Below are 25637 nucleotides of genomic sequence, written 5' to 3' on the forward strand. Positions count from 1 at the left end.
CAAGTCCTCGCCTTGATCGCTTGGCGCTTCTGTTCGCGCCGCATGTCGTGGCGCGAAACGCGAGGAGTAGGACGATGGCTGTACCGCAGGACCTGGAAGCCCTCCGGGCCTCATTGCGCACCTGCGTGGACGCGCTCCACCGGCGTCGCGCGAGCGAGATCCCCGAACTGCTGATCGATCGGCTCGTGAGCCAGCATTGGCTGGAATGGCGGGGTGGGGCCTTGTGCCTGACCGAGGTCGGCGAGGGCATCTACTGGCAGGAGCTGGCGTGAACACCGCGGCGGTGATGCCATGCTGATCCGGACGCGTCTGGCCAACATCAGCGGCCTGCGGATCGATTCGTTTGATCTGGTCTTTGTCACGGCACCCGCGACGGACGTCGGGGCGGTGATCTTTCAGCGGCCGGGGCTGCCGACGCGGAGGGTGCTCCACGTGGAGGGCGTCGCTGATGATCGCGAGGCGGCTGCGCAGGCGATCAGGAGAGCGCTCGACCCGTCGCTGAGCAGCGACGGGTGGAAGCTGTGAGGCTCGAAGGCGCGGCTCCGGGGAGATGCGCCTGTCAGCTCACTCAGCCCGCGTTCAGATGACGCGGATGCCGGAGGCTTGGGGACCCTTCGGGCCGTCCTTGGTCTCGAACTCGACCTTGGCGCCTTCGGCCAGCGTGCGGAAGCCGCCGGAGCTCTGGATTTCGCTGTGATGGGCGAACAGGTCCTTGGAGCCGTCTTCCGGGGTGATGAAGCCGAAGCCCTTGTCGTCGCTGAACCACTTCACAGTGCCGGTCTTCTTGGTCGTCATGTTGTTTCCTTTGGAATGAATGACAGGAAAAAACCCGGCGCACGATTGCGGGCCGGGACAGACACACTCAAGAGCTTGCAGCGGGGGGGTGTTGCTGAAGCAGTCCGCTCGCACGAAAGGCCCGGGGAGGGCCGGCGGCGGCTGCAGAGAAGACCTCAGAAGAAAGGTCTTGTGCGAATCTATCCGACTAATGTAGCACGAATGAAACCCCCTGGAGGTTCTCGCGGAAGAAGCCGTGTTCCGGCGCCAGGCCGGGCGGGTGCTCGACCTGGCGCCTTTCCTGCGGCCGCTGCTGCGGCCGTGACTGCGGCTGTCCCTGCGGCTGTCACTGCGGCCGGTAGGTCACCTTCAACTGGTAGCTGCCCGCCGAGTAGCCGTAGACCAGCACATAGACGTCGCCATTGGCCGTCATGTTGACGCTGCAGCCCTCGGTCGCCGTCGAGCCGTCCGACTTGCACGTGTAGGTGCTCGTCGTGGGCACCGCGCTCTTGCGGACGTAGAGGTCCATGTCGCCGGTGCCCGTCGTGCTCGCCGCGAGGCTGCCGCCGTTGGCGACCTTGAACGGGCCGAAGCTCTTGCTCTGGCCGCGCGTCAGGCTGCCGCTGAAGTTCTCGGTCTTGTCCGCCGGCGGCTGCGTGCCGGGACCGTCGCTGCCGAGCTCCACCGCGTAGGCCGCGGCCATGCGCGCGAACTTCAGCGCATGGTCGGCCTGGCTGCCCATGTTGGCGTAGGTGTCGTTGGCGCTGTGGATGTACGGGTTGTCCGCGCTGAAGCTCGACTCGAACGGCATGCTGGCGAAGTAGCCCTTGGCGTTCCACGAGGCATGGTCCGAGCAGGCGTAGCCGCAACGGTCCGTGCCCACGCGCAGCGTCGGCAGGTAGGTCGCGATCACGTTCGTGAGGAAGGTGTTCTGCGCACTGTCCGTGTAGTCGGTGAAGATGTAGATGTCGTTGGCGGCGCCCTTGTAGTTGGTCATGTCGAGCTGCAGCACGCCGACCACGTTGGTGTTGGCCGCGGCGAAGCTGTTGGCGATCTCCTGTGAGCCGCGCAGGCCGACTTCCTCCGCCGCATAGGCCATCAGCTTGATCGTGCGGCGGGGCTTGTAGTTCGCCTGCACCAGCGCGCGCAGCACCTCGGTCAGGCTGGCCACGCCGGAGGCGTCGTCGTCGGCGCCCGGCGCGCGCATCGTCTCGCCCGAGCCGCCGGACTGGTTGATCGAGTCCAGGTGCGCGCCCATCACGATCACCTCGCTGCCGTTGTCGCTGCCCTGGATCGTCGCGATCACCGACTTCTGCGCCCAGCCCGCGTGGGTGAACTGCTCGACGGTGATGTCGCTGCGGCCCGCGCCCAGCGTCGTCCACTTCTGCTTGAGCCAGTTGGACGCCGCCACGCCGCTGCTGCTGGTGTAGTAGCGGTTGATGTTGGCCGACAGGTCGACGATGGTCTGGCCGATGTTGCTCGCCTGCATCTGCGACAGGATGGGCGTGACCACGGATTGCTGATCGATCGTGTAGCTGGGCCGCGTCGCGACCAGCGCGGCGGCCAGCTGCTGCGACGCGACCGGCGTGCTGTGCCGCTTCAGCGAGGCCAGGCCGGCCTCCTGGCTGGCGTGGTACATGTAGCCGCCGCAGCGGCGCAGCTCTTCGTGGATCGAGTGGCTCAGCGAGGCGAGCGCGTCCTCGTCGACTTCCACCAGATGAATGCCCTCGGGCCTTGCGGCGAAGGACTGCGCCGACGCGTCCTGCGCGGCATCGGCCTTGACGCTGGCCACGGCGCGCGCGGCCGGGCGGTGCTTCTGCAACTGGGCCAGCGCGGCGTCGCCGAGGCTGATCCAGACCTTGTCGCCCGCGTACGCGGGGGTGAGCGCGGCCAGGCCGACGCACACCGCGGTGATGGTGAGGAATGAACGCATGGGGTGTTGTCTCCGGATTCGTTCCAGGAATGGCGAAGCCGGCGCGCCGCGCAGGGCAGCGCGCCGGAGCCCCCGACGCGCCGCGCGAGGCGGCGCGTCGGGGTCGTTCAGGCGGGGATCAGTAGGTACCGACCAGCGAGGTGCTGGTGACCGTCGAGTACGCGCTCAGCAGCACGTAGTACACGCCGGCCGTCGGCGCCGAGAAGGTGATCGTCTCGGCGTTGGTCGAGCCGATCGAGCGCTTGTCGTAGCTCGTCGTCGTCGGCGCGGAGCCGCGCTTGACGTAGAGGTCGCCGTCGCCCGAGCCGCCGGACAGCTTGATCGTCAGCGTCGTGCGGCCCGCCGGCACGGTGATGCTGTAGAGCTTGGTCGCCCCCTTGGCCAGCGAGATGCCGGTCACCGGCACGCCGCTGGTCAGCGGGGTCGCGGTCGGCGGCGGCGTGGTGCCGCTGCAGCTCACGCCGACGCTGGCGAAGGCCGCCGTGACGTCGGCCTTGGCGTAGCCGCGGTTGGTCGCCGCCGTCTCCACGCCGCAGGCGCCCTGGTTGAAGGTGCTGTTGGCGGTCCAGTAGAGGCGGTTGGCGTCGACCATCACCTCGAAGGCCTTGCGCGTGTTCCAGCCCGTCTTGGTCGCCAGCAGGTAGAAGGCCTTGTTGTAGACGCCGCTCGAGTAGTGCACGTCCATGCCGCTGCGGTAGTCGGCCGCGTTGCCGATGGAGCTGCCGTCGCGGGTCGGATCATCGAAGTAGCGCAGCGCGCCCGAGCCCTTGAAGATCTGCGCGCCGACCAGCCAGTCGTTGCTGCCGTTGTTGCGGTAGTACTCGGCGGCTTCGCCGGCCATGTCGGAGAAGGCTTCGTTCATGCCGCCCGACTGGCCGGAGTAGGTCAGGCCCGAGTTCTGCTCGGTGAAGCCGTGGCTCACCTCGTGCGCGGACACGTCCAGCGACACCAGCGGGTAGAAGGTGGTGCGGCCGTCGCCGAAGCTCATCGCCGTGCCGTCCCAGAACGCGTTCTCGTAGTTGCTGCCGTAGTGCACGCGCATGTACAGCGTGCCGGTCAGCGGACGGATGTTGAACCAGTCCCCGTACATCTTGAAGATGATCTCGCCGAAGTAGTGTGCGTCGTTCAGCGGCGAGTAGGCGCCGTTGATCTGCTTGTACTCGTTGCGCGAGCAGGTGAACTGGAAGGGCGTGTTGCTGGCGCCGGTGCTGCCGTTGAGGTTGACGGTGACGACGTTGCCGGAGTTCATCTGGCAGGTGTCGGTCACCTTCAGCGCCGGGTAGTCGGTGCCGTACTCGTAGCGGCCGGTCTTGGCGTTGCCGCCGGGGCCGGTCGCGTCCTTGTGGGCCAGGCCTTCCCAGCGCTCCAGCACGGCGCCGGTGGTGGCGTCGATCATGAAGTGCGGGCGGCTCGGCTGCTTCGCGTCATGGCGCACGAAGGACACCAGGTAGAACAGCTGCGCCTTGTTGTTCTGGTTCAGCCGGACGTAGAGCTTGACCTGCTCGTTCTCGGTGATCGCGGCGTTGATGGCGCCCTTGGCCTGCGCCAGCGCGCCTTGCGAGGTCAGGCTGGCCTGCGTGGTGGCCAGGTCCTGCTGGATGTTGGCCAGCATGCTGCCGGAGAAGCGCGAGGTGCCGGCGCTGGTGTCGAGCTGCTCGACCACGCCTTCGCCCCACACCGGGACGCCCTGGTAGTACTGCTGATGGCGCGTGACGACCTTGCCGGTGGCGTAGGTCTGGCTGCGCACCGGCTGCAGGTCGCTGGCCGCGAGGCCCAGCGCCGTGGCGGCCGATTGCGGAGCGGCGCTCGACGCGCGCATCTGCGTGTTCACCGGGGAGGCGTCGTCGAGCAGGACGCGGTCCGCGGCGATCGCCTGGCAGGCGGCGGTGGCCGCGGCGGCGATGAGGGTTGCGCGCACGGCGCGTTGGATGAATGCCTGTGTGGAAACCTTAGACATAAGCCTCTTTCTTTCGTGATGGATCGATCAGATCTCCCGAAGAAACGGCCGTGCTCGCTCAGGTAGGAACGGGACGGCCCCCTCTGTTCGCGACCCGTGGTGGGGCCGTGACAGATGTTCTTGGAGGTGCGGCTGGCGCCGCGTCCCGAGGTGTCGCCGGGTGCCCCGGAGGTCCCGAGGTCAGGTCTTGAGTGGTCCGGACGACTGGGCGAATGTAGGGGCTTCGCGGGCCGGTTCGGACTGTCAGGCCTTACAGCCGGTGTAACCCTTGCAACGAAGTTTCCGGGCACGTCCGTGGCTGGCGTGCGCGCGATAGGCGAGGATCCGGATTGTCGCGACCCCGATCCAGAGGACATGCTGGAAACGAGGGACGTCGACGACGGACGCATCAGGAGACGCACACCATGACGACCATGGACACGAACCCCACGCCGGCCGCCGCCGCGGCCTCGGGATGGCGCACCCACGAGGTCGCCAATCAGGTCGACGAACTGGCCGACTACTCGCTGCTCGACACCGATCCGGCGCTCAAGGAGGCGCTCGCGCGCGCCGGCGCCGACGCCTTCGTGCCGGGTCTTGCCGCTTACGCCAGCCAGCTGGGGCGGGCGCAGACCTACGCGATCGCCGAGCGCATCAACCGCGTCACGCCGACGCTCGAGAGCTTCGACAAGCGCGGCCGCCGCATCGATCGGGTCGAGTTCGACGCCGGCTGGCACGAACTGCTCGCGATGTACCGGCAGGCGGATCTGGTCGCGATGCCGTTCCGGGACGAGCGTCCCGGCCGCTGGGCGGCGTGGGCCGCGGGCTTCTACCTGCACGGGCAGGTCGAGGCCGGCACGCTGTGCCCGGCGACGATGACGCAGGCCAGCATCCCGGTGCTGCGTCGCGAGCCGCAGTTGTGGGACGCGCTGCGCGACCAGCTTTTCAGCACCGCGTACGACGGCCGCGACATGCCGCTTGCGCAGAAGCGCTCCATCTGGCTCGGCATGGGCATGACGGAGAAGCAGGGCGGGTCCGACGTGCGCGCCAACACGACGCGCGCCGAGCCGGTGGGCGCCGGCGGTCGCGGCGGCGAGTACCGCCTCACGGGGCACAAGTGGTTCTTCTCCGCGCCGATGTGCGACGCGCACCTGGTCGTCGCCAAGACGCCGGACGGTGCGCCGGGCTGCTTCTTCGTGCCGCGCTGGCGGCCCGACGGGACGAAGAACGCCGTCAACGTGCAGCGCCTCAAGGACAAGGTCGGCAACCGCAGCAACAGCAGCTCGGAAGTCGAGTTCCAGGACGCCTACGGCGTGCTGATGGGCGAGGAGGGCCGCGGCATCCCGACCATCATCGAGATGGCGACGTACACGCGGCTGAACTGCGTGGTGGGCAGCGCGGCGATGCTGCGGCAGGCGCTGGTGCAGGCGCTGCACTACACGCGGCATCGCACGGCTTTCGGCAGGCGGCTCGCGGAGCAGCCGCTGATGCGGGCGGTGCTCGCGGACCTCGCGCTCGAGAGCGAGGCCGCGATGCAGCTGAGCCTGCGTCTGGCTCAGGCCTTCGAGCACCAGGACGATCCGCGCGAGCGCACCTGGATGCGGCTGGTCACGCCGGCGGCGAAGTTCTGGGTCTGCAAACGTGCGGTCGAGCTCACCGGCGAGGCGATGGAAGTCCTCGGCGGCAACGGCTACATCGACGACGGCGTCATGGGCCGCCTGTATCGCGAGGCGCCGGTCAACTCGATCTGGGAAGGCTCAGGCAACGTGATGTGCCTGGATGTGATGCGCGCCGTCGCGCGCGATCCGCAAGCCTTCCTGGCGCTGCTCGACGAGTTCGAGGCGGACCTCGGCGACGACCGTGCGTTGCGCGCCGAACTCGATGCGTTGCGCGACTTGCTGACCACGCCGCCGGAACAGCTCGAAGCGCTCGGCCGCCGCTTCGCGTCGCGCCTGGTGCTGCTGGCGCAGGCCGCGCTGCTGCGCCGGCACTCGCCCGGTGTCGTCGCGGACGCATTCGCCGCCAGCCGGCTCGATCCGCGTTGGGGCGCGGTCGCCGGTGCGCTCGATACGCGCGCCGTCGATGTCGATGCGCTCCTGCAGCGAGCGTTTCCCGCGTGAGACCGAGCCCGTCGGCAGGCGCCGGTATCCCCCCTCGCTCCTACGACTCGCAGGCTCCCCAAGTCGCTCGGGGGGACACCGGCGCCTGCCGACCCGCCAGCGCCGCTGTTCCAGTGCCCTAAACTCGTCCGCTTTCGTTGCTCTCTGGGCCGTTGGCCCGTCGCTGTTTTGGACAAGATCCTGCTTCAGATTGCCGCCGAACTGAAAGTCCGTCCGGCTCAGGTCAACGCGGCCGTGGAACTGCTCGATGGCGGGGCCACCGTCCCGTTCATCGCCCGCTACCGCAAGGAGGCCACCGACGGCCTCGATGACATCCAGCTGCGCGAACTCGAGGCCCGCCTGAGCTACCTGCGTGAGCTCGAGGACCGTCGCGAGGCGGTGCTCAAGAGCATCGAGGAACAGGGCAAGCTCACGCCCGAACTCGCCGCCGCCATCGCCGCCGCGCCGACCAAGCAGGAGCTGGAAGACCTCTACCTCCCGTACAAGCAGAAGCGCCGCACCAAGGGCCTGATCGCCCGCGAGGCCGGCCTGGAGCCGCTCGCCGACAAGCTGTTCGCCGATCCGTCGCTCGATCCGATGACGGAAGCCGCCGCCTTCCTCAACGCCGATGCCGGCTTCGCCGATGCCTTCGCGGTGCTGGACGGCGTGCGCGACCTGCTCTCCGAGCGCTGGGCCGAGGACGCCCTGCTGATCGGCAAGCTGCGCGAGTGGCTGTGGGAGGAGGGCCTCTTCAAGTCCAAGCTGATGGACGGCAAGGACGAGAACCATCCCGACATCTCGAAGTTCCGCGACTACTTCGATTACGCCGAGCCGATCCGCACCGTGCCCTCGCACCGGGCGCTGGCCGTCTTCCGCGGACGCACGCAGGAGTTCCTCGACGCCAAGCTGGCGCTGGACGAGGAAGTCGTCCTCGGCCAGCCCTCGCTCGCCGAAGGCCGCATCGCGCGCCACCTCGGCTGGAGCCATGCGAAGCGCGCCGGCGATGAACTGATCCGCAAGACCGTGGCGTGGACCTGGAAGGTGAAGCTTTCGCTGAGCCTGGAGCGCGATCTCTTCGCGCGGCTGCGCGAGGAGGCCGAGAAGGTCGCCACCAAGGTCTTCGCCGAGAACCTGCGCGACCTGCTGCTGGCCGCGCCGGCCGGCAAGCGCGTCGTCATGGGCCTGGACCCGGGCATCCGCACCGGCGTGAAGGTCGCCATCGTCAGCGATACCGGCCGCGTGCTGGACACCTCGACCGTCTATCCGCATGAGCCCAAGCGCGATTGGGAAGGGTCGATCCACACGCTGGGCCGCCTGTGCGCCACGCACGGCGTCAACCTGATCGCGATCGGCAACGGCACCGCCTCGCGCGAGACCGACAAGCTTGCCGCCGACCTGATCAAGCGCATTCAATCGATGGCGCCCGAGACGGTCATCGAGAAGGTCGTCGTCAGCGAAGCCGGCGCGTCGGTGTACTCGGCGTCCGAATTCGCGTCGAAGGAACTGCCCGACCTGGACGTGTCGCTGCGCGGCGCCGTGTCGATCGCCCGCCGCCTGCAGGACCCGCTGGCGGAGCTGGTGAAGATCGATCCGAAGTCGATCGGTGTCGGCCAGTACCAGCACGACGTCAACCAGAGCGAGCTCGCGCGCACGCTGGACGCCGTCGTCGAGGACTGCGTGAACTCGGTCGGTGTCGACCTGAACACCGCGTCCGCGCCACTGCTGTCGCGCGTGTCTGGGCTGTCGGCCAGCGTCGCGAATTCGATCGTGCGCTGGCGCGACGCCAACGGCGCGTTCCGCAATCGCCAGCAGCTGCTGGACGTCACCGGCCTCGGTCCGAAGACCTTCGAGCAGGCGGCCGGCTTCCTGCGCATCCGTGACGGCGACAACCCGCTCGACGTCAGCGGCGTGCATCCGGAGACCTATCCCGTCATCGAGCGCATCCTGGCGCAGGTCCAACGTCCGATCGCCGACGTGATGGGCAAGTCCGACGTCATCCGCGCGCTGAAGCCCGAGGCCTTCGCCGACGAGCGCTTCGGCGCGATCACCGTCAAGGACATCTTCGGCGAGCTGGAAAAGCCGGGCCGCGATCCGCGACCGGACTTCAAGGTCGCGCGCTTCAACGACGGCGTCGAGGACCTCAAGGACCTGAAGGAGGGCATGGTGCTGGAAGGCACGGTGTCCAACGTCGCGCAGTTCGGTGCCTTCGTCGATCTGGGCGTGCACCAGGACGGCCTGATCCACGTCAGCCAGCTGGCCAACAAGTTCGTCAACGATGCGCGCGAGGTCGTCAAGACCGGCGACATCGTCAAGGTGAAGGTGCTGGAGGTCGACCTGGCCCGCAAGCGCATCTCGCTGACGATGAAGCTGGACGCGCAGGCGCCTCGCGGCGGCTCGAAGCCGGACAACAGCTTCCGCCCTGCTGGCCGCAACGAACGACAGGGCGGTGCTCGCCCATCCGGCGCGCGTGACGCCCAGCCTGTCGGTGGCAACGCGATGGCCGCGGCCTTCGCCAAACTCAAGCGCTGAGACGGTGAGACGGTGAGACGCTGAGACGGTGAGACGGTGAGACGCTGAGACGCTGAGACGCTGAGACGCTGACGAGCTCGGTGCCTCGGATCGGGACGACCGGGGCCCCTTTTCGGAGGTCAAGGAGGGAATTTGGCTGCCGGGAGGCAGCCAAAGGAGGGACACGGAGAAAAGGGGCCCCGGTTGTCCCGATGCGCTCGCTCGAAGGAGTGAACGCCGTCCACGGCTCCTGATCGCGTTTGATCCCACATTTTTCGCGGCTGGTCGCACCTGAGGTGCCAGGACTGGCGGTGTACGGCTACGCTGCGCGCCGTTTACCGTCAAAGACAAAAGTCGACAGACCTACACGGTGTCGACACCAAATCCCCGGGAGTTCCCTTGAAGACCCACGCCATCGCCAGGGCCTGCGCCCTTGTCTGTCTGTCCGCGCTTGCGCCTGCGACTGCCGTTCTTGCGCAGGATGCTCCTCCTGGGCTGGGCAACGAGCCGACCTCGGGCAAGCGCCTGGACCGCGTGGAGATCACTGGCCGGAACACAGATTCCGAGTTGCGCCGCCGCGCGCCGGTGGCTAAGCAGATCTATGGCCGCGACGAGCTCGACAAGTACGGCGACACGAGCGTCGCCGACGTGCTCAAGCGCCTGCCGGGTGTGAACGTGTCCGACGGCGCGCCGCGCATGCGGGGGTTGGGTTCGGGCTACACGCTGATCCTGATCAACGGCGACCCCGCGCCTCCGGGCTTCAAGCTGGACCAACTGGATCCCGCCCAGGTCGAGCGCATCGAAGTGACCAAGGGTCCGAGCGCCGACCAGAGCGCGCAGGCCGTCGCTGGCGCGATCAACATCATCCTGAAGGAAGCGCCGAAGATGTCGCAGCGCGACCTGCGCGTCGGGGCCGGCTACAACATCAACCACCCGGTGCCGTCCGCCACCTTCACCTACGGCGAGCGCTTCGGCCCGGTGTCGGTATCGGTGCCGCTGTCGGCGTTCCAGTGGCTGCAGGAGATGAAGTCCACGACCGAGCGCAACGGCACCGACCTGGATGGTCAGCCGGTCATCGCTTCCCAGCACGGGAAGATGCGCAACTGGGGCCACGGCTTCAATTCCGCGCCGCGCGCGACCTGGAAGATCAGCGACGACGAGACCGTGTCGCTGATCGGCTTCGCGCAGAAGGGCTTCTGGAACAACTCGGTGCGGCTCACGCCCGATGCCGTCTACAGCCCCGGCACGCGACTGGACGACAACGCCGACAACCAGGGCACGTGGCAGATGCTGCGTGCCAACGCGCAGTGGAACAACCGCTTCAGCGAGACCCAGAAGTGGGAACTGAAGGCCGGCGTGCAGGACGCCAAGAACCACATCGAGAACCACACGCTCACCGGCAGGCCGGTCGATGCGCTGCTCGACAGCCGCGACCGCAGCCTGACGCAGGCGGGCAAGTACAGCCAGATCCTCGGCGAGGAGCACACGCTGACCGTCGGCTGGGACTTCGAGTTCCGCAAGCGCGACGAGATCCGCAACACCCTCGTCGCCGGCGACGAGCAGAGCCCCGGACTCAATGGCGAGAACTTCGGCGCCCGCATCCGCCGCCAGGCCTTCTTCATCCAGGACGAGTGGGAGATCAATCCGCAGTGGTCCACCTACTTCGGCCTGCGGCATGAGCAGATCGTGACCACCAGCCGCGGCGTCGCCACCGATGCGCGCAACAGCTCCAGCGTGCTGTCGCCGCTGTGGCACCTGACCTACAAGCTGGACCCGAAGGGTCGCGACATGATCCGCGCCAGCATCACCCGCAGCTACAAGGCGCCGGAGCTGACGCAGATGCTGGGCCGCTACACGCCCAACAGCAAGTTCCCGAGCCCCGCCACGGGCGAGCAGAACGACGAGTTCAATCCCGACCGCATCGGCAATCCGGGCCTGAAGCCGGAGCTCGCGACCGGCTTCGATGTCGCGTACGAAAAGTACCTCACCGGCGGCAGCCTCTTCAGCGTGGGCGTCTTCCACCGCAACATCAGCCAGTTGATCCGCAACGTCGTGACGCTGGATCCGGCCAATCCGCCGCTGTCCACGGTGCCGCGTTACGTGATCCGGCCGATGAACTTCTCCAGCGCCACCACCAGCGGCATCGAGATGGAGCTCAAGGGCCGTGCGGGCGAGCTGTTCCCGTCGCTGTTCGATCCGAAGCTGCCGTTGAACCTGCGCAGCTCCGTGAGCGTCTACCGTTCGCGGGTCAAGGCCGTGGACGGCCCGGACAACCGGCTCGACCAGCAGCAGCCCTGGACCGCCAACCTCGGCTTCGACTACCGCTTCAGCAGCGTGCCGGTCACCACCGGCGCCAACCTGAACTACACGCCGGTCTACACGGTGCGTCAGACCGATCGTCAGAGCGTCGAGTACTCGCGCAACCGCGGCCTGGACGTTTTCGCCCAGTGGATGGTCAGCCCGAAGACCTCGGTGCGCTTCTCGGCCAATAATCTGTTCCCGCTCGACGCCCGGGCCGAGACCCAGCTCCCCGGGGATCAGTTCTACGCCACCGGTCGCGGTCTGAAGCCGTGGTTCCAGCTCAACCTGGAGATGAAGCTCTGAGCCTTCTCCGCAGCGAGGGCTTCAGGTCCGCGTCGGGCGTTTCCGTTTCTTGAAAGGACGACCCGCCCGATGCAGGCCTTGCAGATCCTCGCCGGACCCCGTGCGCGCCAACGGCTGCGCGACCATGGCCTTCGGGCCGCCGACGTGCGCGTCGTGCCCGGCGCCGCCGGCGGCCCGAAGGGGCTGGTGCTCAGCGCGCTCGACGCGCATCTCTTCGGCGAATTCCTGCCGTCGGGCGGTCAGGAGGTCCATCTGCTCGGCGCCTCCATCGGCGCCTGGCGCATGGCCACGGCCTGTCTGACCCGCGACGCCGCGCAGGCGAATGCGGAGTTCGAGCGCCTCGCCCACGATTACGCCCATCAGGACTATGAGTCGGCGCCCGGCAAGCGGCCGACCGCCGCGACGGTCTCGCGCGCGTTCTCCGAGAAGCTCGGAGAGATCTTCGGCGGCCGCGAGGCCGAGGTGCTGTCGCATCCGCAGTTCCGTCTGCATGTGTTCACCTCGCGCGGCAAGCACGTGCTTGGGCGGGAAGGGCGGCTGCGCACGCCGCTCGGCTACCTGGGCGCGTTCGCGGCCAACGCGATGTCGCGGCGCGCGATGGGTGCCTGGCTGGAGAGGGTGGTGTTCTCCGACAAGCGCTCGCCGCTGCCGATGCCGCTGGCCGACTACCGCAGCCGGCAGGTGGTGCTCGACGCAGGCAACCTGAAGCGAAGCATCCTGGCGAGCTGCTCGATCCCCTTCTGGCTGCAGGCCGTGCACGACATCGAAGGCGCCCCGGCCGGCGCCTACTGGGACGGCGGCATCACCGACTACCACCTGCATCTGAACTATGCCGCGATGGTCGGCGACGGCATCGCGCTGTATCCGCATTTCCAGGCCAGCGTCGTGCCGGGTTGGCTCGACAAGGCGTTCAAGCATCGGCATCGGACCAGCGCGTTCCTGGACAACGTCGTGCTGCTGACGCCCCACCCCGAATGGGTGAAGACGCTGCCCAACGGCAAGCTGCCTGATCGCAACGACTTCCAGCGCTACCTGAACGACGTCCCCGGCCGCGCCCGCGACTGGCTGAAGGCTGTCCGCGAAGGCGAGCGCCTGAGGGACGAGTTCCGCGAAGCCTGCGCCCGGCCGACCCTCGACATCCAGGCGCTCTGAGCTACACTGGCCGCCTCTTTTTTCTTTTTCCAACAAGGACCGGGAAAGGCGACATGGTTATGACACCGCGGACTACCACCTCCACTGCGAAGGTTTGAGCGACCGCGGCTCGTCACGTCTTTCATCAGCTGTCCGGAAAAAGTCAGCACCCCAGAAAAAGCGCGGCACGTGGTCGCGCTTTTTTGTTTTCTGGAGTTCCCTCACATGTCCCACATCTCCATCCAACTGCCCGACGGCTCCAAGCGCGAGTTCCCGCAACCGGTGACCGTCGCCGAAGTCGCGGCCTCGATCGGCACGGGCCTGGCGAAGGCGGCGCTGGCCGGCCGCGTCGGCTCGGGCGACGACGCCAAGGTCGTCGACACGAGCTTCCTCATCGACAAGGACACGCAGCTGGCCATCGTCACGGACAAGGATCCGGACGGGCTGGAGGTCATCCGCCATTCGACGGCCCACCTGCTGGCCTATGCGGTCAAGGAACTGTTCCCCGACGCGCAGGTCACCATCGGCCCGGTCATCGAGAACGGCTTCTACTACGACTTCTCCTACAAGCGCCCGTTCACGCCCGACGATCTGGCGGCGATCGAGGCCAAGATGGGCGAGCTCGCGAAGAAGGACGAGAAGGTCACGCGCTCGGTACTGCCGCGCGATGAAGCCGTCGAGTACTTCAAGGGCATCGGCGAGGCCTACAAGGCCGAGATCATCGCCAGCATCCCGGCGGACCAGGACGTCTCGCTGTACGCCGAAGGCGGCTTCACCGACCTGTGCCGCGGCCCGCACGTGCCGTCGACGGGCAAGCTGAAGTTCTTCAAGCTGATGAAGGTGGCCGGCGCCTACTGGCGTGGCGACCACCGCAACGAGCAGCTGCAGCGCATCTACGGCACGGCCTGGGCGACGAAGGACGACCTCGCGAATTACCTGCGCATGCTGGAGGAGGCGGAGAAGCGCGACCACCGCAAGCTCGGCAAGGACCTGGAGCTGTTCCACATCGACGAGCATGCGCCGGGCGTCGTGTTCTGGCATCCCAAGGGCTGGACGATCTGGCAGGAGGTCGAGCAGTACATGCGCCGCGTGTACCGCGACAACGGCTACCAGGAAGTGAAGGGCCCGCAACTGCTGGACAAGACGCTGTGGGAGGCCACGGGCCACTGGGACAAGTACCGCGACAACATGTTCACGACGGAATCGGAGAAGCGCGACTACGCGCTCAAGCCGATGAACTGTCCCGGCCACATCCTGATCTTCAAGCACGGCATCAAGAGCTACCGCGACCTGCCGCTGCGTTTCGGCGAGTTCGGCCAGTGCCACCGCAACGAACCCACGGGCGGCCTGCACGGGATCATGCGCGTGCGCGGCTTCACGCAGGACGATGGCCACATCTTCTGCACGGAAGACCAGATCCTGGCCGAGTGCGTGGCGTACACGGCACTGTTGCAAAAGGTCTACAAGGACTTCGGCTTCGACAACATCATCTACAAGGTCGCGACGCGCCCCGAAGCCCGGATCGGTTCGGACGAGGTCTGGGACAAGGCCGAGTTCGCGCTGATGGAGTCGCTGCGCGCGTCGGGCGTGGAGTTCATCATCGCCCCGGGCGATGGCGCCTTCTACGGTCCGAAGATCGAATACACGCTCAAGGACGCGATCGGCCGCCAGTGGCAGTGCGGCACGATGCAGGTCGACTTCTCCATGCCCGCGCGCCTGGGCGCCGAGTACGTGGCCGAGGACGGCGAGCGTCACACCCCCGTGATGCTGCACCGCGCGATCGTCGGCAGCCTGGAGCGTTTCATCGGGATCCTGATCGAGCAGCACGCCGGCGCGCTGCCGGTTTGGCTCGCTCCGACGCAGGTCGTTGTCGCCAATATCACCGACGCCCAATCGGACTACGTTTCCAGCATTGTGAAATCGCTGCAAAAACAAGGGGTTAGGGTCCAGGCAGATTTGCGGAACGAGAAAATCACGTATAAAATCCGCGAGCATTCACTGCAAAAGGTGCCGTTCATCCTGGTCGTCGGCGACAAGGAAAAGGCGAACGGCGCAGTCGCAGTGCGCGCCCGAGGCAACCAGGATCTGGGCGTGATGTCGCTGGAGGACTTCGTTTCGAAGCTCTCGACCGCCATCGCGGACAAGACCTGAGTCGGGCGCTTTTTGCGTTGTACTGATCATTACGGACCCTTGCCAAGGCCCGCCTAAAGGTAACCACCATCGCTACTTTTGCTGACCGTCGTGCGATTCCGGAGCGCAAGCACCGCCTGAATCGCGAAATCATCGCTTCTGAAGTCCGTCTCAATGGCCCCGAGAACGAGCCGATCGGCATCGTCTCGATCCAGGAAGCGCTCCGGATGGCCGGTGACCTGGACGTCGATCTGGTCGAAATTGCCGCCACTGCAGTTCCGCCGGTCTGCCGGCTGATGGACTACGGCAAGTTCAAGTACCAGGAGCAGAAGCGCGCCGCGGAAGCCAAGTCCAAGCAGAAGGTCATCGAGGTCAAGGAAGTCAAGTTCCGTCCGGGCACGGACGAAGGCGACTACCAGATCAAGATGCGCAACCTGCGCCGCTTCATCGCGGAGGACGGTGACAAGGGCAAGGTCACGCTGCGCTACCGCGGCCGCGAGATCACCCACCAGGACATCGGCATGCGCATGCTGGAACGCATCCGCGATGAGCTGTCGGACGTGGCGGTGGTCGAGCACATGCCCAAGCTCGAAGGGCGCCAGATGATCATGGTGCTCGCACCGAAGAAGCGTTGAGCTTCTGAAGAATCGACTCGGCGGGGCCGGCAGGCCCCGCCACAGTTTCAGCCCGCCGATCTGGTCGTCGGCGGGCTTATTAGTCTCCTGCAGGCCGGTCAAGTACCGCGGAATCCGCGGTCGCCTGGAGGGACGCACATAGAAGGAGCAGTCATGCCCAAGATGAAGACCAAGAGCAGCGCGAAAAAGCGTTTTCGCGTTCGTCCGGGTGGCACCGTCAAGCGCGGTCAAGCGTTCAAGCGCCACATCCTGACCAAGAAGACCACGAAGAACAAGCGCCACCTCCGTGGTGCGACGACCGTGCATGAGACCAACATGGGCCACATCGCTTCGATGCTGCCCTTCGCTGGTCTGTAATCCAGCAGTAGACAAGGAGATACAACATGCCTCGCGTCAAACGTGGTGTAACCGCACGTGCTCGTCACAAGAAGGTCCTGGCTCTGGCCAAGGGCTTCCGTGGTCGTCGCAAGAACGTCTTCCGCATCGCCAAGCAGGCGGTGATGAAGGCGGGCCAGTACGCCTACCGTGACCGCCGTGCCAAGAAGCGCGTGTTCCGCCAGCTGTGGATTGCCCGTATCAACGCGGCAAGCCGTGGCCTGGGTTTGAGCTACAGCAAGTTCGTGGCCGGTCTGAAGAAGGCCGAGATCGACATCGACCGCAAGGTCCTGGCCGACCTCGCCGTCAACGACCCTGCTGGTTTCGCCAGCATCTTCGCCAAGGTGAAGGCCGCTCTGGCTTGATAGCCATGGTCCGCCCGCCGGTGCTCTCCGGCGAGCGGACTGGCCGCTCCGGCCCTGCCGGGGTTGCCTCTTTCAAAGGCCGACACCCCGGTGTTCGGCCTTTTTTCATTCCGGCGCGGTGGTGCGATGTTCGCCATTCCACCGTCGTGCCATTCGATTTCCGCCAACGACGCCGACGCCCAGTCGCCGCCCCGCGATGAACGACCTCGATCAATTGCTGCACCAGGCGACCGGCGAATTCGCCGCCGCCACGACTCCCGCCGACCTGGAGAACGCCAAGGCGCGCTTCCTGGGCAAGACCGGTCAGGTCACCGAGCTGATGAAGGGCATGGCCAGCCTGCCGGTCGAGGAGAAGAAGACCCGCGGCGCGCAGATCAACCAGCTGAAGCAGGGCATCGAGGCGGCGCTGACCGCGCGCCGCCAGGCGCTGGCGGACGCGGAGCTCGAGAAGCAGCTCAAGGCCGAGGCGCTGGACGTCACGCTGCCCGGCCGCCAGCGCGGCACCGGCGGCCTGCACCCGATCACGCGGGCGATGGAGCGCATCGAGGCGATCTTCGGCTCGATGGGCTTCGACGTCGCCGACGGCCCGGAGATCGAGAACGACTGGTTCAACTTCACCGCGCTGAACACGCCGGAGGACCATCCGGCGCGCTCGATGCACGACACCTTCTACATCGAAGGGGGTCATGTCTTGCGCACCCACACCAGCCCGATGCAGATCCGCTATGCGGTGCAGCATGTCAAGAAGCACCGTGCGCTGATCGACGCCGGCCAGCCGATGCCCGAGATCCGGGTGATCGCGCCGGGCCGCACCTACCGCGTCGACAGCGACGCCACGCATTCGCCGATGTTCCATCAGGTCGAAGGCCTGTGGGTCGGCGAGAACATCAGCTTCAAGGACCTGAAGTCCGTCTACGTGAACTTCATGCAGCAGTTCTTCGAGACGACGGACATGGAGATCCGTTTCCGTCCGAGCTACTTCCCGTTCACCGAACCCAGCGCCGAGATCGACATGATGTTCGGCTCAGGCCCGCTGAAGGGGCGCTGGCTGGAAGTCTCCGGCTCCGGCCAGGTGCACCCGCAGGTGATCCGCAACATGGGGCTCGATCCCGAGCGCTACATCGGCTTCGCCTTCGGCTCGGGCATCGACCGCCTGGCCATGCTGCGCTACGGCGTCAGCGACTTGCGCCTGTTCTTCGACGGCGACCTGCGCTTCCTGTCGCAGTTCAAGTAATTCGAGCCCCCGGTCGCCTAGAGAGCAAGAGAGAACCCCATGCAATTCCCTGAGTCCTGGCTGCGGGCCTTCTGCAACCCCGCGCTGAACACGCAAGAACTGGCCGAGCTGCTGACGATGTCCGGCCTCGAGGTGGAAGAGCTGCGCCCGGTGGCGCCGCCGTTCCACGGCATCGTCGTGGCCGAGATCGTCGAGGCCGTCCAGCATCCGGACGCCGACCGCCTGCGCGTCTGCAAGGTCAACGCCGGCGGCCCCGAGCTGCTGCAGATCGTCTGCGGCGCGCCGAACGCGCGCGTCGGCATCCGCGTGCCGCTGGCCACGATCGGCGCCGAACTGCCGCCGGGCGAGGACGGCAAGCCGTTCAAGATCGGCAAGGGCAAGCTGCGTGGCGTCGAGAGCTTCGGCATGCTGTGCTCGGCCCGCGAGCTGAAGCTGGCGGAGGACCATGGCGGTCTGCTGGAACTGGCCGCGGACGCACCGATCGGCGAGAACATCCGCAAGCACCTGAACCTGGACGACACGCTGTTCACGCTGAAGCTGACGCCGAACCTGGCGCACGCGCTGAGCGTGTACGGCGTCGCGCGTGAAGTGGCCGCGCTGACTGGCGCGCCGCTGCTCGCACCCGAGATCAAGCCGGCCGCCGTCGCGACCGATGCGAAGCTGCCGGTGCACGTCGAGGCTGCGGACCTGTGCGGCCGATTCTCTGGCCGTGTGATCCGCAACGTCGACACGACCGCGAAGACGCCGCAGTGGATGGTCGACCGCCTGGCCCGCTGCGGCCAGCGTTCGGTGTCGCCGCTGGTGGACATCTCGAACTACGTGATGTTCGAACTGGGCCGCCCGTCCCACATCTTCGACCTCGACAAGATCCACGGCGAGCTGATCGTCCGCTGGGGCAAGCCGGGTGAGCAGCTCAAGCTGTTGAACGGCACCACGATCGAGGTCGATGCGACCGTCGGCGTGATCGCCGATCGTGAGCAGGTCGAGTCGCTGGCCGGCATCATGGGCGGCGACGCCACGGCCGTCTCCGACGACACGAAGAACATCTACGTTGAAGCCGCGTTCTGGTGGCCGAAGGCGGTGATGGGGCGCTCGCGCCGATTCAACTTCTCGACCGACGCCGGCCACCGCTTCGAGCGCGGCGTCGATCCCGCGGGCACCGTCGACCACATCGAGCGCATCACGCAACTGATCCAGTCGATCTGCGGCGGCGAGGCGGGCCCGATGGACGACCAGACCACGCAACTGCCCGAGCGCAAGCCGGTGGCGCTGCGCGTCGAACGCGCCGCCAAGGTCATCGGCATGCCGGTGACTCAGGCGGATTGCGAAGGCGTGTTCAAGCGCCTGGGGCTCGAGTTCACCTCGGCACCCGGCGTGATCACGGTGACGCCGCCGACCTTCCGCTTCGACATCCAGATCGAGGAAGACCTGATCGAGGAAGTCATCCGCGTGCTGGGTTATCCGAAGCTGCCGTCGACGCCGCCGCTGGCGCCGGTGGTCGGCAAGGTGGGCTCGGAATCGCGCCGCGCGACGCACGCGCTGCGCCACGCGATGGCCGGCCTCGGCTACTTCGAGACGATCAACTTCAGCTTCGTCGAGGCGCGCTGGGAGCAGGAGCTCGCCGGCAACGCCAACCCGATCCAGCTGCTGAACCCGATCGCCGCGCCGCTGGCGGTGATGCGTACCTCGCTGATGGGCTCGCTGGTCCAGGCGCTGCGCAACAACCTGGCGCGCAAGTCGCCGCGCGTGCGCGTGTTCGAGATCGGCCGCGTGTTCCTGCGCGACGCGTCGGTGCAGGAAAGCGACACGACGATCTCCGGCATCGCGCAGCCGATGCGGCTGTCCGGGCTGGCTTGGGGGCCGGCGGACCAGCAGCAGTGGGCGCAGAAGGACCGCTCGGTCGACTTCTTCGACGTGAAGGGCGACCTGGAGGCGCTGTTCGCGCCGCGCGTGTTGAGCTTCGAAGCCGCCACGCATCCCGCGCTGCATCCGGGCCGCAGCGCCCGCGTGCTGCTGGACGGCGAGGCGATCGGCGTCGTCGGCGAGCTGCATCCGAAGTGGCGCCAAGGCTACGAACTGCCGAGCGCGCCGGTCCTGTTCGAGCTGTCGCTGGACGCGGTGCTGGCCCGCACGCTGCCGCAGGGTCAGGGCGTGCCCCGCCTGCAGGCGGTGCAACGCGATCTGGCGCTGATCGTCAATGAGCAAGTGACCTATGCCTCCCTCCTCGGGGCGATCGAAGCCAGCGGCGAAGCCCTGGTACGCTCTGCGCGTTTGTTCGACGTCTTCAAGCCGGCCCAACCGACGGCGGAACTGAAGGCGAACGAGCGCAGCCTGGCCGTGCGCCTGGAGCTGCTCGATGACGAGAACACGCTGACCGACGAACGCATCGAGCAGGCGGTGGCGAAGGTGGTGGCGCAGCTGGGCGAACGCCTCGGCGCGCGCCTGCGGGGCTGAGGGAGGGGAGGGACACCATGAGTGATGACGATCTGAAGGAGCAGGCGCGTGTGCTGCTCGGCAGCCTGGAGACGCCCACGCTGACCAAGGCCGAGCTGGCGGAACTGCTGTTCGACAAGCTCGGCCTGAACAAGCGCGAGTCCAAGGACATGGTCGAGGCCTTCTTCGACATCATTCATCAGAGCCTGTCCAGCGGCCGCGAAGTGAAGCTCTCGGGCTTCGGCAACTTCAACATCCGGCGCAAGGCGCCAAGACCGGGCCGCAATCCGCGCACCGGCGAAGCGATCCCGATCAAGGCCCGCAACGTCGTGACGTTTCATGCGAGTCACAAATTGAAAGAAGCCGTCCAAGGCAACACGCCTTCGGGTGGTGACTTCGAGTAGAGTCTGACCCTTCCCGCCGCTGCCGGAGCCGTTGATCCCCATGGACGTCCAGCTTCCCGCCATTCCTGCCAAACGCTACTTCACCATCGGTGAGGTGAGCGAACTGTGCGGCGTGAAGCCTTACGTGCTCCGCTATTGGGAACAGGAGTTCACGCAGCTCAAGCCGATGAAGCGGCGGGGCAACCGGCGCTATTACCAGCATCACGAGGTGCTGCTGATCCGCCGGATCCGCGATCTGCTCTACGACCAGGGCTTCACGATCAGCGGCGCACGCAATCAGTTGATCGACGTCAGCCACACCGGGGTCAGCGCCCAGGAGTTTCGCGCCGAGGCGTTGGCGGCTGCGCAGCTCGACGCCTACCGTGATCATCGCGAAGCGTCGCGCGCGTTGGCGGCGGACGTTGCGGACAGCGCGGCACACACGACCGTGTCGCTCGAGAAACTCACGCTGGAGCAGGTCAGGGATGAGTTGTTGGCGATTCGAGAGAGTTTGCTTGCATGAGCCTCTCGAATACGTATAGAATCTAAGGCTTAGTCGGGGCGTAGCGCAGCCTGGTAGCGCACTTGCATGGGGTGCAAGGGGTCGCGAGTTCGAATCCCGCCGCCCCGACCATTTATAAGAAGAATCAGGAAGCCCGGTATCGCAAGATGCCGGGCTTTTTGCTTTCCGGGCTCAGCCCCATCCACGGGCGTAGCGCGTTCACGCGCATCGCCAGCAGCGCGGCCAGCAGGCATCCCAGCGCGGTGATCGCGACGAGTGCGATGGCCTCCATCGCGAGCGGCCACTGCAGCGGCGCGAGCAGATGCCCCGCGACCACGGTGACTGTCTGGTGGACCAGATAGAAGGGGAAGACGGCGAGCGTCAGCCAACGCAGCAACGGCGAATCGCGATCGGCCAGCCACTGTCTCCCGAAGCCCAGCACCGCCACGATCGGCAGCCATTGCTTGCCGGCGTTCAGCGCGCGCAGCGCCATCAGCAGCCACTGCGGGAAGTCATCGCCGTGCGCGAGGCGCCACTCGTCGGTGAGCATCTGCGACATCCACTGCACCACGACGTAAGCGATCAGCGCGACCCAGCGAAGTCGGCGGGCTCCTTCCCAGGCGCCATGGCGATCGTCTCGGCTGCCGTAGAGCGCGAAGCCCAGGACGAACACCGTCAGGTACACCCCATGCTGGTACCAGTCGTGGACGAGGTCGTGCGTGCTGGGGAAGCGTTCCAGCAGATGCTGGCGCAGCAGCGCGAACACCAGCCAGGGCCCCCACAGCAAGCGGCCTCCGGCGACGACGTGTCGCCAGCCCGGATGCGCGACGAGGGCGCGCACGGTCCGAAGCCGCAACGCCAGGAGCACGACCACGGTGTAAGCCCACAGGTAGGGCAGGAACCAGAGGTGATTCCAGGTCGGCAGCTTCAGGCAGTCGTCGCCGCGGCAGAAGCCGTGATAGGCCTGGAAGTAGAGCGTCAGGAAGTCGCCATAGTTGCCGGCGTAGTGCAGCTTCTCGACGACCTCCAGGTAGGCCTGCGGCGGCACGATCACCGTCATCCCGAACAGCAGCGGCAGCAGCAACCGCTTGCTGCGCGTCGCGATCAGGCCGGAGCCGCCGTCGGCGCGTCCCGTCATCAGCGCGGTCGCCGCGCCGGAGATCAGGAACAGCAGCGACATCCGCCACGGGTTCAGCCACAGCATCCAGGACTCGAGCGCGGGGACGAGTCGCGGCGACTTCACGTGCCAGTCCCAGCTCACGTAGAACATGCCCGAGTGGTAGAGGATCAGCAGGCCGAAGGCGATGACGCGGAGCCAGTCGAGCTCCGTCAGCCGGGACGACGCTGCCACGCTGCGCGCGGCGGGAATGGAGGTGTTCATGAGTCGGAGCTTCGTCGCGCAGGGCGCTTTCACGGAGGGAATGTGACGAGCCGCCCCCGCCGGGTGACGACCCGCCCCGTCCCAGGGGCCGCTCGACGGGCTCATCGGCGCGCGGCGCCCCTACACTGCGCCGCCATGACCGAGGACAAGTGGCTGGCGATCTATCTGAAGCGACGGCGCTGGGTCGAGCGCGGGATCTGGAGCGCCTTGCTGCTTGGCTCGGCCATCGCGAACACGATCACCACGAATCTGGACATCCGCCGTGCCGGCCTGCCCTTCGAGTCCTGGGAACCGGCGGTCTGGGAGTTCTCCAGCGCCATCGTCTGGATGGCGCTGATCCCGTGGATCGTCCGCGCGGCTGACACCAGACCCTTGCGCTGGGGGCTGCTGCGCAGGCATCTGCCATGGCACGTCCTCTTCGCGCTGGGGACCAGCCTCGCGCATGTCTTGGGCATGGTGGCCCTGCGCAAGCTGGCGTACGCGACGCAGGGCGCGGTCTACGACTTCGGCAACTGGCCGCTCGAACTGTTCTACGAAGCATTGAAGGACGTCCGCAGTTACGCCTTCGTCCTGGTGATCGTCGGGGCGTACCGGCTGTTCGTGTGGCGCTGGCAGGGCGAGGCGAGTCTGCTGGCGGACACGCCGGAACAGCCCGCCGCGTCGACGCCGCCATCGACACCTTTGCCGTCGGCGGCGTCGGCCACGCCCGTGCCTGGATCCACTCCTGGAATCGTCGCGGCGACCCCGGTGGAGCGGCCCGCGCTCCCCGAGCGCCTGCTGGTGAAGAAGCTCGGCAAGGAGTTCCTGCTGCCGATGGACGAGATCGAATGGGTGCAGGCCTGTGGCAACTATGTGAACCTGCGTCGGCAGCAGCACGACTACCCGCTGCGCAGCAGCCTGGGCGCCTTCGAGCAACGCCTGGACCCGGCGGCATTCGTGCGCGTGCACCGCGGCTACCTGGTGCGACTGAGCCTGATCGAGGCCATCGAGCCGACCGAGGCCGGCGATGCCCACCTGCGCCTGCGTGACGGCAGCCGCGTGCCCTGCAGCCGCACCTATCTGGAGCGCTTGCGGCAGCGTCTTGTCTGACGGGGCGAACTCCTGCCCGCCGGGTTCACCGGAGGGCTCGCGCGCAGCTATGCTCTGACCCCAATGGACGCCCCTCTGGAACCCCACGACGTCGCCGACCCGTCCCCGCGCCTGCTGCGCGAGTCCGGCGAGGGCGGACGCATCCAGGCGCGGCTGGAGGGCGACTGGACGCTGCTGGCGCTGCGCGAGCGCGTCGAGGCGCTGCGCGGCGAACTCGGCGAGGTGCCGACCGCCAATGTGTCCTGGGACCTGAGCGCGGTGCGCCGGCTCGACCCGACCGGCGCGCTGCTGCTGTGGCAGGCCTGGGGTCGCCGCCAGCCGGAGGATCTGCGCTGGCCGCCCGCCCCGATGGCGGACATGTTCCAGGCGCTGTTCGCACGACTGGGCAGCAAGCAGGGCAAGCCGGCGAAGCCGCCGCGCGCGCAGAACGTGCGCCAGTTCGGGCAGGGCCTGCTCAACCTCGCGAGCCATCTGCTCGATGCGACCGCGTTGCTCGGCCAGGTCACGCGTGACCTCGGCACGCTGGCCCGCCACCCCAACCTGATCGCGTGGAAGGACATCTCCGCCCACATCTACCGCAGCGGCGCTCAGGCGCTGGGCATCACGGCGCTGGTGGGGGTGCTGGTCGGCATCACGCTGTCCTACCTGACCGCCAAGCAGCTGCAGAGCTATGGCGCCGACATCTACGTCATCAACATCCTCGGGATCAGCGTCTGGCGCGAACTGGGGCCGCTGCTCGCGGCGATCCTGGTGGCGGGACGCAGCGGCTCGGCGATGACGGCGCAGCTCGGTGTGATGCGGGTGACGCAAGAGCTGGATGCGCTGTCGGTGATGGGCATCTCGCACACGATCCGGCTGGTGGTGCCCAAGATGGTGGCCCTGGCACTCTCGTTGCCCTTGGTCATGACCTGGACCAGCAGCATGGTGCTCCTGGGCGGCATGCTGGCCGCGCGCGCCACGCTGGGCCTGGACTACATCCAGTTCCTGCAAGGCCTGCCGGCCGCGGTGCCGGTGGCCAACCTGTGGCTGGGACTGGCCAAATCGGCGGTGTTCGGCGTCATGATCGCCTTCGTGGCCTGCCATTTCGGGCTGCGGATCAAGCCGAACAGCGAAAGCCTCGGGACCGGCACCACCGATTCGGTGGTGAGCGCGATCACCGTGGTCATCATCGTGGACGCGATCTTCGCGGTGATGTTCTCCGACGTGGGGTTGAAAGCATGAGCGGATGTATCGAACCGACCTCGGCCGAAGCCGTCGAGGAACTCAACGTCCAGCCGGGCGATCCGGTGATCGAGGTGCGTCACGTCGGCACGGTGCTCGGCGGGGTGCGCATCCACAAGGACCTGAGCCTGGAGGTCACCGCCGGCGAGGTGCTGGCCATCATCGGCGGCTCGGGCAGCGGCAAGACGACCTTGCTGCGGCTCATGCTAGGCCTGGAGCGGCCCAGCGAGGGCGATGTGCTGGTCTTCGGCCACAAGCTCGGCAAGTGCGAGGCGACCGACCTGGCGCAGGTGCGGCACCGCTGGGGCGTGCTGTTCCAGCAGGGCGCGCTGTTCTCGGCGCTGTCCGTGTTCGACAACGTCGCACTGCCGCTGCGCGAGCTCAAGAGCCTGCCCAAGGACCTGATCGCCGAGCTGGTCATGACCAAGCTCCAACAGGTCGGGCTCAAGCCCGAGGACGGCATCAAGATGCCGGCGGAACTCTCGGGCGGCATGATCAAGCGGGTGTCGCTGGCGCGCTCGCTGATCATGGATCCGCAGCTGCTGTTCCTCGATGAGCCGACGGCTGGGCTGGACCCGGCAAGCTCGAAGAACTTCGTGCAACTGATCGAGAGTCTCCGGCGCGAAATGGCGCTGACGGTCGTGATGGTCACGCATGACGTCGACACGCTGTTCGCGATCGCCGATCGGGTGGCGGTGCTCGCGGACCAGCACCTGATCGCACACGGGCCGCTCGAGCTGGTGGTGAAGCAGAAGCATCCGTTCATCCGCAACTTCTTCCTCGGCCATGCGGACCGCTGCGCCGCAGACAACCTGCGCAGCTACCGCGACGCGCTGCAGCACCGCGACGAGATGCCCGCCTGAACGCGGCGAACGGCCGGCGGACTTCTCCCACCACAACGAAC

21 protein-coding genes and 1 tRNA gene are annotated in these 25637 nt (G+C 67.1%); 18 read left to right on the plus strand and 4 right to left on the minus strand.

What is annotated here, in order from left to right; translation table 11 throughout:
* Positions 1 to 74: 74 nt before the first annotated feature.
* Both AC07PR_RS12925 and AC07PR_RS12930 read left to right on the plus strand, forming a co-directional pair.
* The gene (locus tag AC07PR_RS12925; RefSeq protein ID WP_377152484.1) at positions 75 to 272 is read left to right on the plus strand and encodes a hypothetical protein; all 198 of its coding nucleotides are present in this window, start codon (positions 75 to 77) and stop codon (positions 270 to 272) included.
* A gap of 19 nt (positions 273 to 291) precedes the next feature.
* Complete coding sequence (locus tag AC07PR_RS12930) at positions 292 to 525, plus strand: hypothetical protein (protein ID WP_377152486.1); 234 nt, start codon at positions 292 to 294, stop codon at positions 523 to 525.
* 54 nt (positions 526 to 579) lie between these two features.
* Here AC07PR_RS12930 and AC07PR_RS12935 read toward each other — a convergent pair whose 3' ends face one another.
* The 3 genes from AC07PR_RS12935 to AC07PR_RS12945 all read right to left on the minus strand — a co-directional run bounded on the left by AC07PR_RS12935 (position 580) and on the right by AC07PR_RS12945 (position 4625).
* The gene (locus AC07PR_RS12935; protein WP_377152489.1) at positions 580 to 795 is read right to left on the minus strand and encodes a cold-shock protein; all 216 of its coding nucleotides are present in this window, start codon (positions 793 to 795) and stop codon (positions 580 to 582) included.
* Positions 796 to 1120: 325 nt separating this feature from the next.
* The gene (locus AC07PR_RS12940; RefSeq protein ID WP_483107343.1) at positions 1121 to 2707 is read right to left on the minus strand and encodes a M20/M25/M40 family metallo-hydrolase; all 1587 of its coding nucleotides are present in this window, start codon (positions 2705 to 2707) and stop codon (positions 1121 to 1123) included.
* A gap of 118 nt (positions 2708 to 2825) precedes the next feature.
* On the minus strand, positions 2826 to 4625 hold the full coding sequence (locus tag AC07PR_RS12945) for a M4 family metallopeptidase (protein ID WP_495135541.1): 1800 nt from the start codon (positions 4623 to 4625) through the stop codon (positions 2826 to 2828).
* Between the two features lie 452 nt (positions 4626 to 5077).
* Here AC07PR_RS12945 and AC07PR_RS12950 point away from each other — a divergent pair, with 452 nt between their 5' ends.
* From AC07PR_RS12950 to AC07PR_RS13010, 13 genes are all read left to right on the plus strand, one after another.
* Complete coding sequence (locus tag AC07PR_RS12950) at positions 5078 to 6763, plus strand: acyl-CoA dehydrogenase family protein (protein WP_495135651.1); 1686 nt, start codon at positions 5078 to 5080, stop codon at positions 6761 to 6763.
* Between the two features lie 168 nt (positions 6764 to 6931).
* The gene (locus tag AC07PR_RS12955) at positions 6932 to 9271 is read left to right on the plus strand and encodes a Tex family protein (protein ID WP_495135542.1); all 2340 of its coding nucleotides are present in this window, start codon (positions 6932 to 6934) and stop codon (positions 9269 to 9271) included.
* 378 nt (positions 9272 to 9649) lie between these two features.
* Positions 9650 to 11854: a TonB-dependent receptor plug domain-containing protein gene (locus tag AC07PR_RS12960; protein WP_495135543.1), complete on the plus strand. Its 2205-nt coding sequence runs from the start codon at positions 9650 to 9652 to the stop codon at positions 11852 to 11854.
* A 69-nt stretch (positions 11855 to 11923) separates the two neighbouring features.
* Positions 11924 to 13006 (plus strand): phospholipase, encoded by a 1083-nt coding sequence (locus AC07PR_RS12965; protein ID WP_495135544.1) that lies wholly within the window; start codon positions 11924 to 11926, stop codon positions 13004 to 13006.
* 204 nt (positions 13007 to 13210) lie between these two features.
* Positions 13211 to 15136, plus strand: coding sequence for a threonine--tRNA ligase (thrS, locus tag AC07PR_RS12970; RefSeq protein WP_377152501.1), 1926 nt, complete (start codon positions 13211 to 13213; stop codon positions 15134 to 15136).
* 68 nt (positions 15137 to 15204) lie between these two features.
* Entirely contained in the window at positions 15205 to 15750 is a 546-nt protein-coding gene (gene infC / locus AC07PR_RS12975; protein ID WP_082938615.1) for a translation initiation factor IF-3, read from the plus strand.
* Between the two features lie 153 nt (positions 15751 to 15903).
* Positions 15904 to 16107 carry a 50S ribosomal protein L35 gene (rpmI, locus tag AC07PR_RS12980; RefSeq protein ID WP_067275755.1) on the plus strand — a complete coding sequence of 68 codons (204 nt, stop codon included), beginning with the start codon at positions 15904 to 15906 and terminating at the stop codon, positions 16105 to 16107.
* A 26-nt stretch (positions 16108 to 16133) separates the two neighbouring features.
* Complete coding sequence (gene rplT / locus AC07PR_RS12985) at positions 16134 to 16490, plus strand: 50S ribosomal protein L20 (protein ID WP_067275752.1); 357 nt, start codon at positions 16134 to 16136, stop codon at positions 16488 to 16490.
* 196 nt (positions 16491 to 16686) lie between these two features.
* Positions 16687 to 17724 carry a phenylalanine--tRNA ligase subunit alpha gene (pheS, locus tag AC07PR_RS12990; protein WP_297530917.1) on the plus strand — a complete coding sequence of 346 codons (1038 nt, stop codon included), beginning with the start codon at positions 16687 to 16689 and terminating at the stop codon, positions 17722 to 17724.
* 39 nt (positions 17725 to 17763) lie between these two features.
* Positions 17764 to 20178: a phenylalanine--tRNA ligase subunit beta gene (pheT, locus tag AC07PR_RS12995; RefSeq protein WP_495135545.1), complete on the plus strand. Its 2415-nt coding sequence runs from the start codon at positions 17764 to 17766 to the stop codon at positions 20176 to 20178.
* 17 nt (positions 20179 to 20195) lie between these two features.
* Positions 20196 to 20561 (plus strand): integration host factor subunit alpha, encoded by a 366-nt coding sequence (locus tag AC07PR_RS13000; RefSeq protein ID WP_279759860.1) that lies wholly within the window; start codon positions 20196 to 20198, stop codon positions 20559 to 20561.
* A gap of 40 nt (positions 20562 to 20601) precedes the next feature.
* The gene (locus AC07PR_RS13005) at positions 20602 to 21063 is read left to right on the plus strand and encodes a MerR family transcriptional regulator (protein ID WP_483107336.1); all 462 of its coding nucleotides are present in this window, start codon (positions 20602 to 20604) and stop codon (positions 21061 to 21063) included.
* Between the two features lie 34 nt (positions 21064 to 21097).
* Positions 21098 to 21174, plus strand: a tRNA-Pro gene (locus AC07PR_RS13010).
* 13 nt (positions 21175 to 21187) lie between these two features.
* Here the strand turns inward: AC07PR_RS13010 and AC07PR_RS13015 are convergent.
* The gene (locus AC07PR_RS13015) at positions 21188 to 22423 is read right to left on the minus strand and encodes an acyltransferase family protein (protein ID WP_495135546.1); all 1236 of its coding nucleotides are present in this window, start codon (positions 22421 to 22423) and stop codon (positions 21188 to 21190) included.
* Positions 22424 to 22558: 135 nt separating this feature from the next.
* Between AC07PR_RS13015 and AC07PR_RS13020 the strand changes: the two genes are divergently transcribed.
* The 3 genes from AC07PR_RS13020 to AC07PR_RS13030 all read left to right on the plus strand — a co-directional run bounded on the left by AC07PR_RS13020 (position 22559) and on the right by AC07PR_RS13030 (position 25596).
* Positions 22559 to 23512 carry a LytTR family DNA-binding domain-containing protein gene (locus AC07PR_RS13020; protein WP_483107334.1) on the plus strand — a complete coding sequence of 318 codons (954 nt, stop codon included), beginning with the start codon at positions 22559 to 22561 and terminating at the stop codon, positions 23510 to 23512.
* 63 nt (positions 23513 to 23575) lie between these two features.
* Positions 23576 to 24733 (plus strand): ABC transporter permease, encoded by a 1158-nt coding sequence (locus AC07PR_RS13025; RefSeq protein WP_377152515.1) that lies wholly within the window; start codon positions 23576 to 23578, stop codon positions 24731 to 24733.
* Positions 24730 to 25596, plus strand: a complete 867-nt coding sequence (locus tag AC07PR_RS13030) for an ABC transporter ATP-binding protein (RefSeq protein ID WP_377152517.1) — start codon at positions 24730 to 24732, stop codon at positions 25594 to 25596. Before AC07PR_RS13025 ends, AC07PR_RS13030 begins: the two co-directional genes overlap by 4 nt.
* Positions 25597 to 25637: the final 41 nt, after the last annotated feature.

Source organism: Roseateles sp. GW821-FHT09H11 (assembly GCF_059415845.1).

Excerpts from the sequence above, each read along its gene's own strand:
- AC07PR_RS12925 (WP_377152484.1), top strand. The coding sequence starts at position 75 with ATGGCTGTACCGCAGGACCTGGAAGCCCTCCGGGCCTCATTGCGCACC.
- AC07PR_RS12930 (WP_377152486.1), top strand. The coding sequence starts at position 292 with ATGCTGATCCGGACGCGTCTGGCCAACATCAGCGGCCTGCGGATCGAT.
- AC07PR_RS12935 (WP_377152489.1), bottom strand. The coding sequence starts at position 795 with ATGACGACCAAGAAGACCGGCACTGTGAAGTGGTTCAGCGACGACAAG.
- AC07PR_RS12940 (WP_483107343.1), bottom strand. The coding sequence starts at position 2,707 with ATGCGTTCATTCCTCACCATCACCGCGGTGTGCGTCGGCCTGGCCGCG.
- AC07PR_RS12950 (WP_495135651.1), top strand. The coding sequence starts at position 5,078 with ATGGACACGAACCCCACGCCGGCCGCCGCCGCGGCCTCGGGATGGCGC.
- AC07PR_RS12965 (WP_495135544.1), top strand. The coding sequence starts at position 11,924 with ATGCAGGCCTTGCAGATCCTCGCCGGACCCCGTGCGCGCCAACGGCTG.
- thrS (WP_377152501.1), top strand. The coding sequence starts at position 13,211 with ATGTCCCACATCTCCATCCAACTGCCCGACGGCTCCAAGCGCGAGTTC.
- rpmI (WP_067275755.1), top strand. The coding sequence starts at position 15,904 with ATGCCCAAGATGAAGACCAAGAGCAGCGCGAAAAAGCGTTTTCGCGTT.
- rplT (WP_067275752.1), top strand. The coding sequence starts at position 16,134 with ATGCCTCGCGTCAAACGTGGTGTAACCGCACGTGCTCGTCACAAGAAG.
- pheS (WP_297530917.1), top strand. The coding sequence starts at position 16,687 with ATGAACGACCTCGATCAATTGCTGCACCAGGCGACCGGCGAATTCGCC.
- pheT (WP_495135545.1), top strand. The coding sequence starts at position 17,764 with ATGCAATTCCCTGAGTCCTGGCTGCGGGCCTTCTGCAACCCCGCGCTG.
- AC07PR_RS13000 (WP_279759860.1), top strand. The coding sequence starts at position 20,196 with ATGAGTGATGACGATCTGAAGGAGCAGGCGCGTGTGCTGCTCGGCAGC.
- AC07PR_RS13005 (WP_483107336.1), top strand. The coding sequence starts at position 20,602 with ATGGACGTCCAGCTTCCCGCCATTCCTGCCAAACGCTACTTCACCATC.
- AC07PR_RS13015 (WP_495135546.1), bottom strand. The coding sequence starts at position 22,423 with ATGAACACCTCCATTCCCGCCGCGCGCAGCGTGGCAGCGTCGTCCCGG.
- AC07PR_RS13020 (WP_483107334.1), top strand. The coding sequence starts at position 22,559 with ATGACCGAGGACAAGTGGCTGGCGATCTATCTGAAGCGACGGCGCTGG.
- AC07PR_RS13025 (WP_377152515.1), top strand. The coding sequence starts at position 23,576 with ATGGACGCCCCTCTGGAACCCCACGACGTCGCCGACCCGTCCCCGCGC.
- AC07PR_RS13030 (WP_377152517.1), top strand. The coding sequence starts at position 24,730 with ATGAGCGGATGTATCGAACCGACCTCGGCCGAAGCCGTCGAGGAACTC.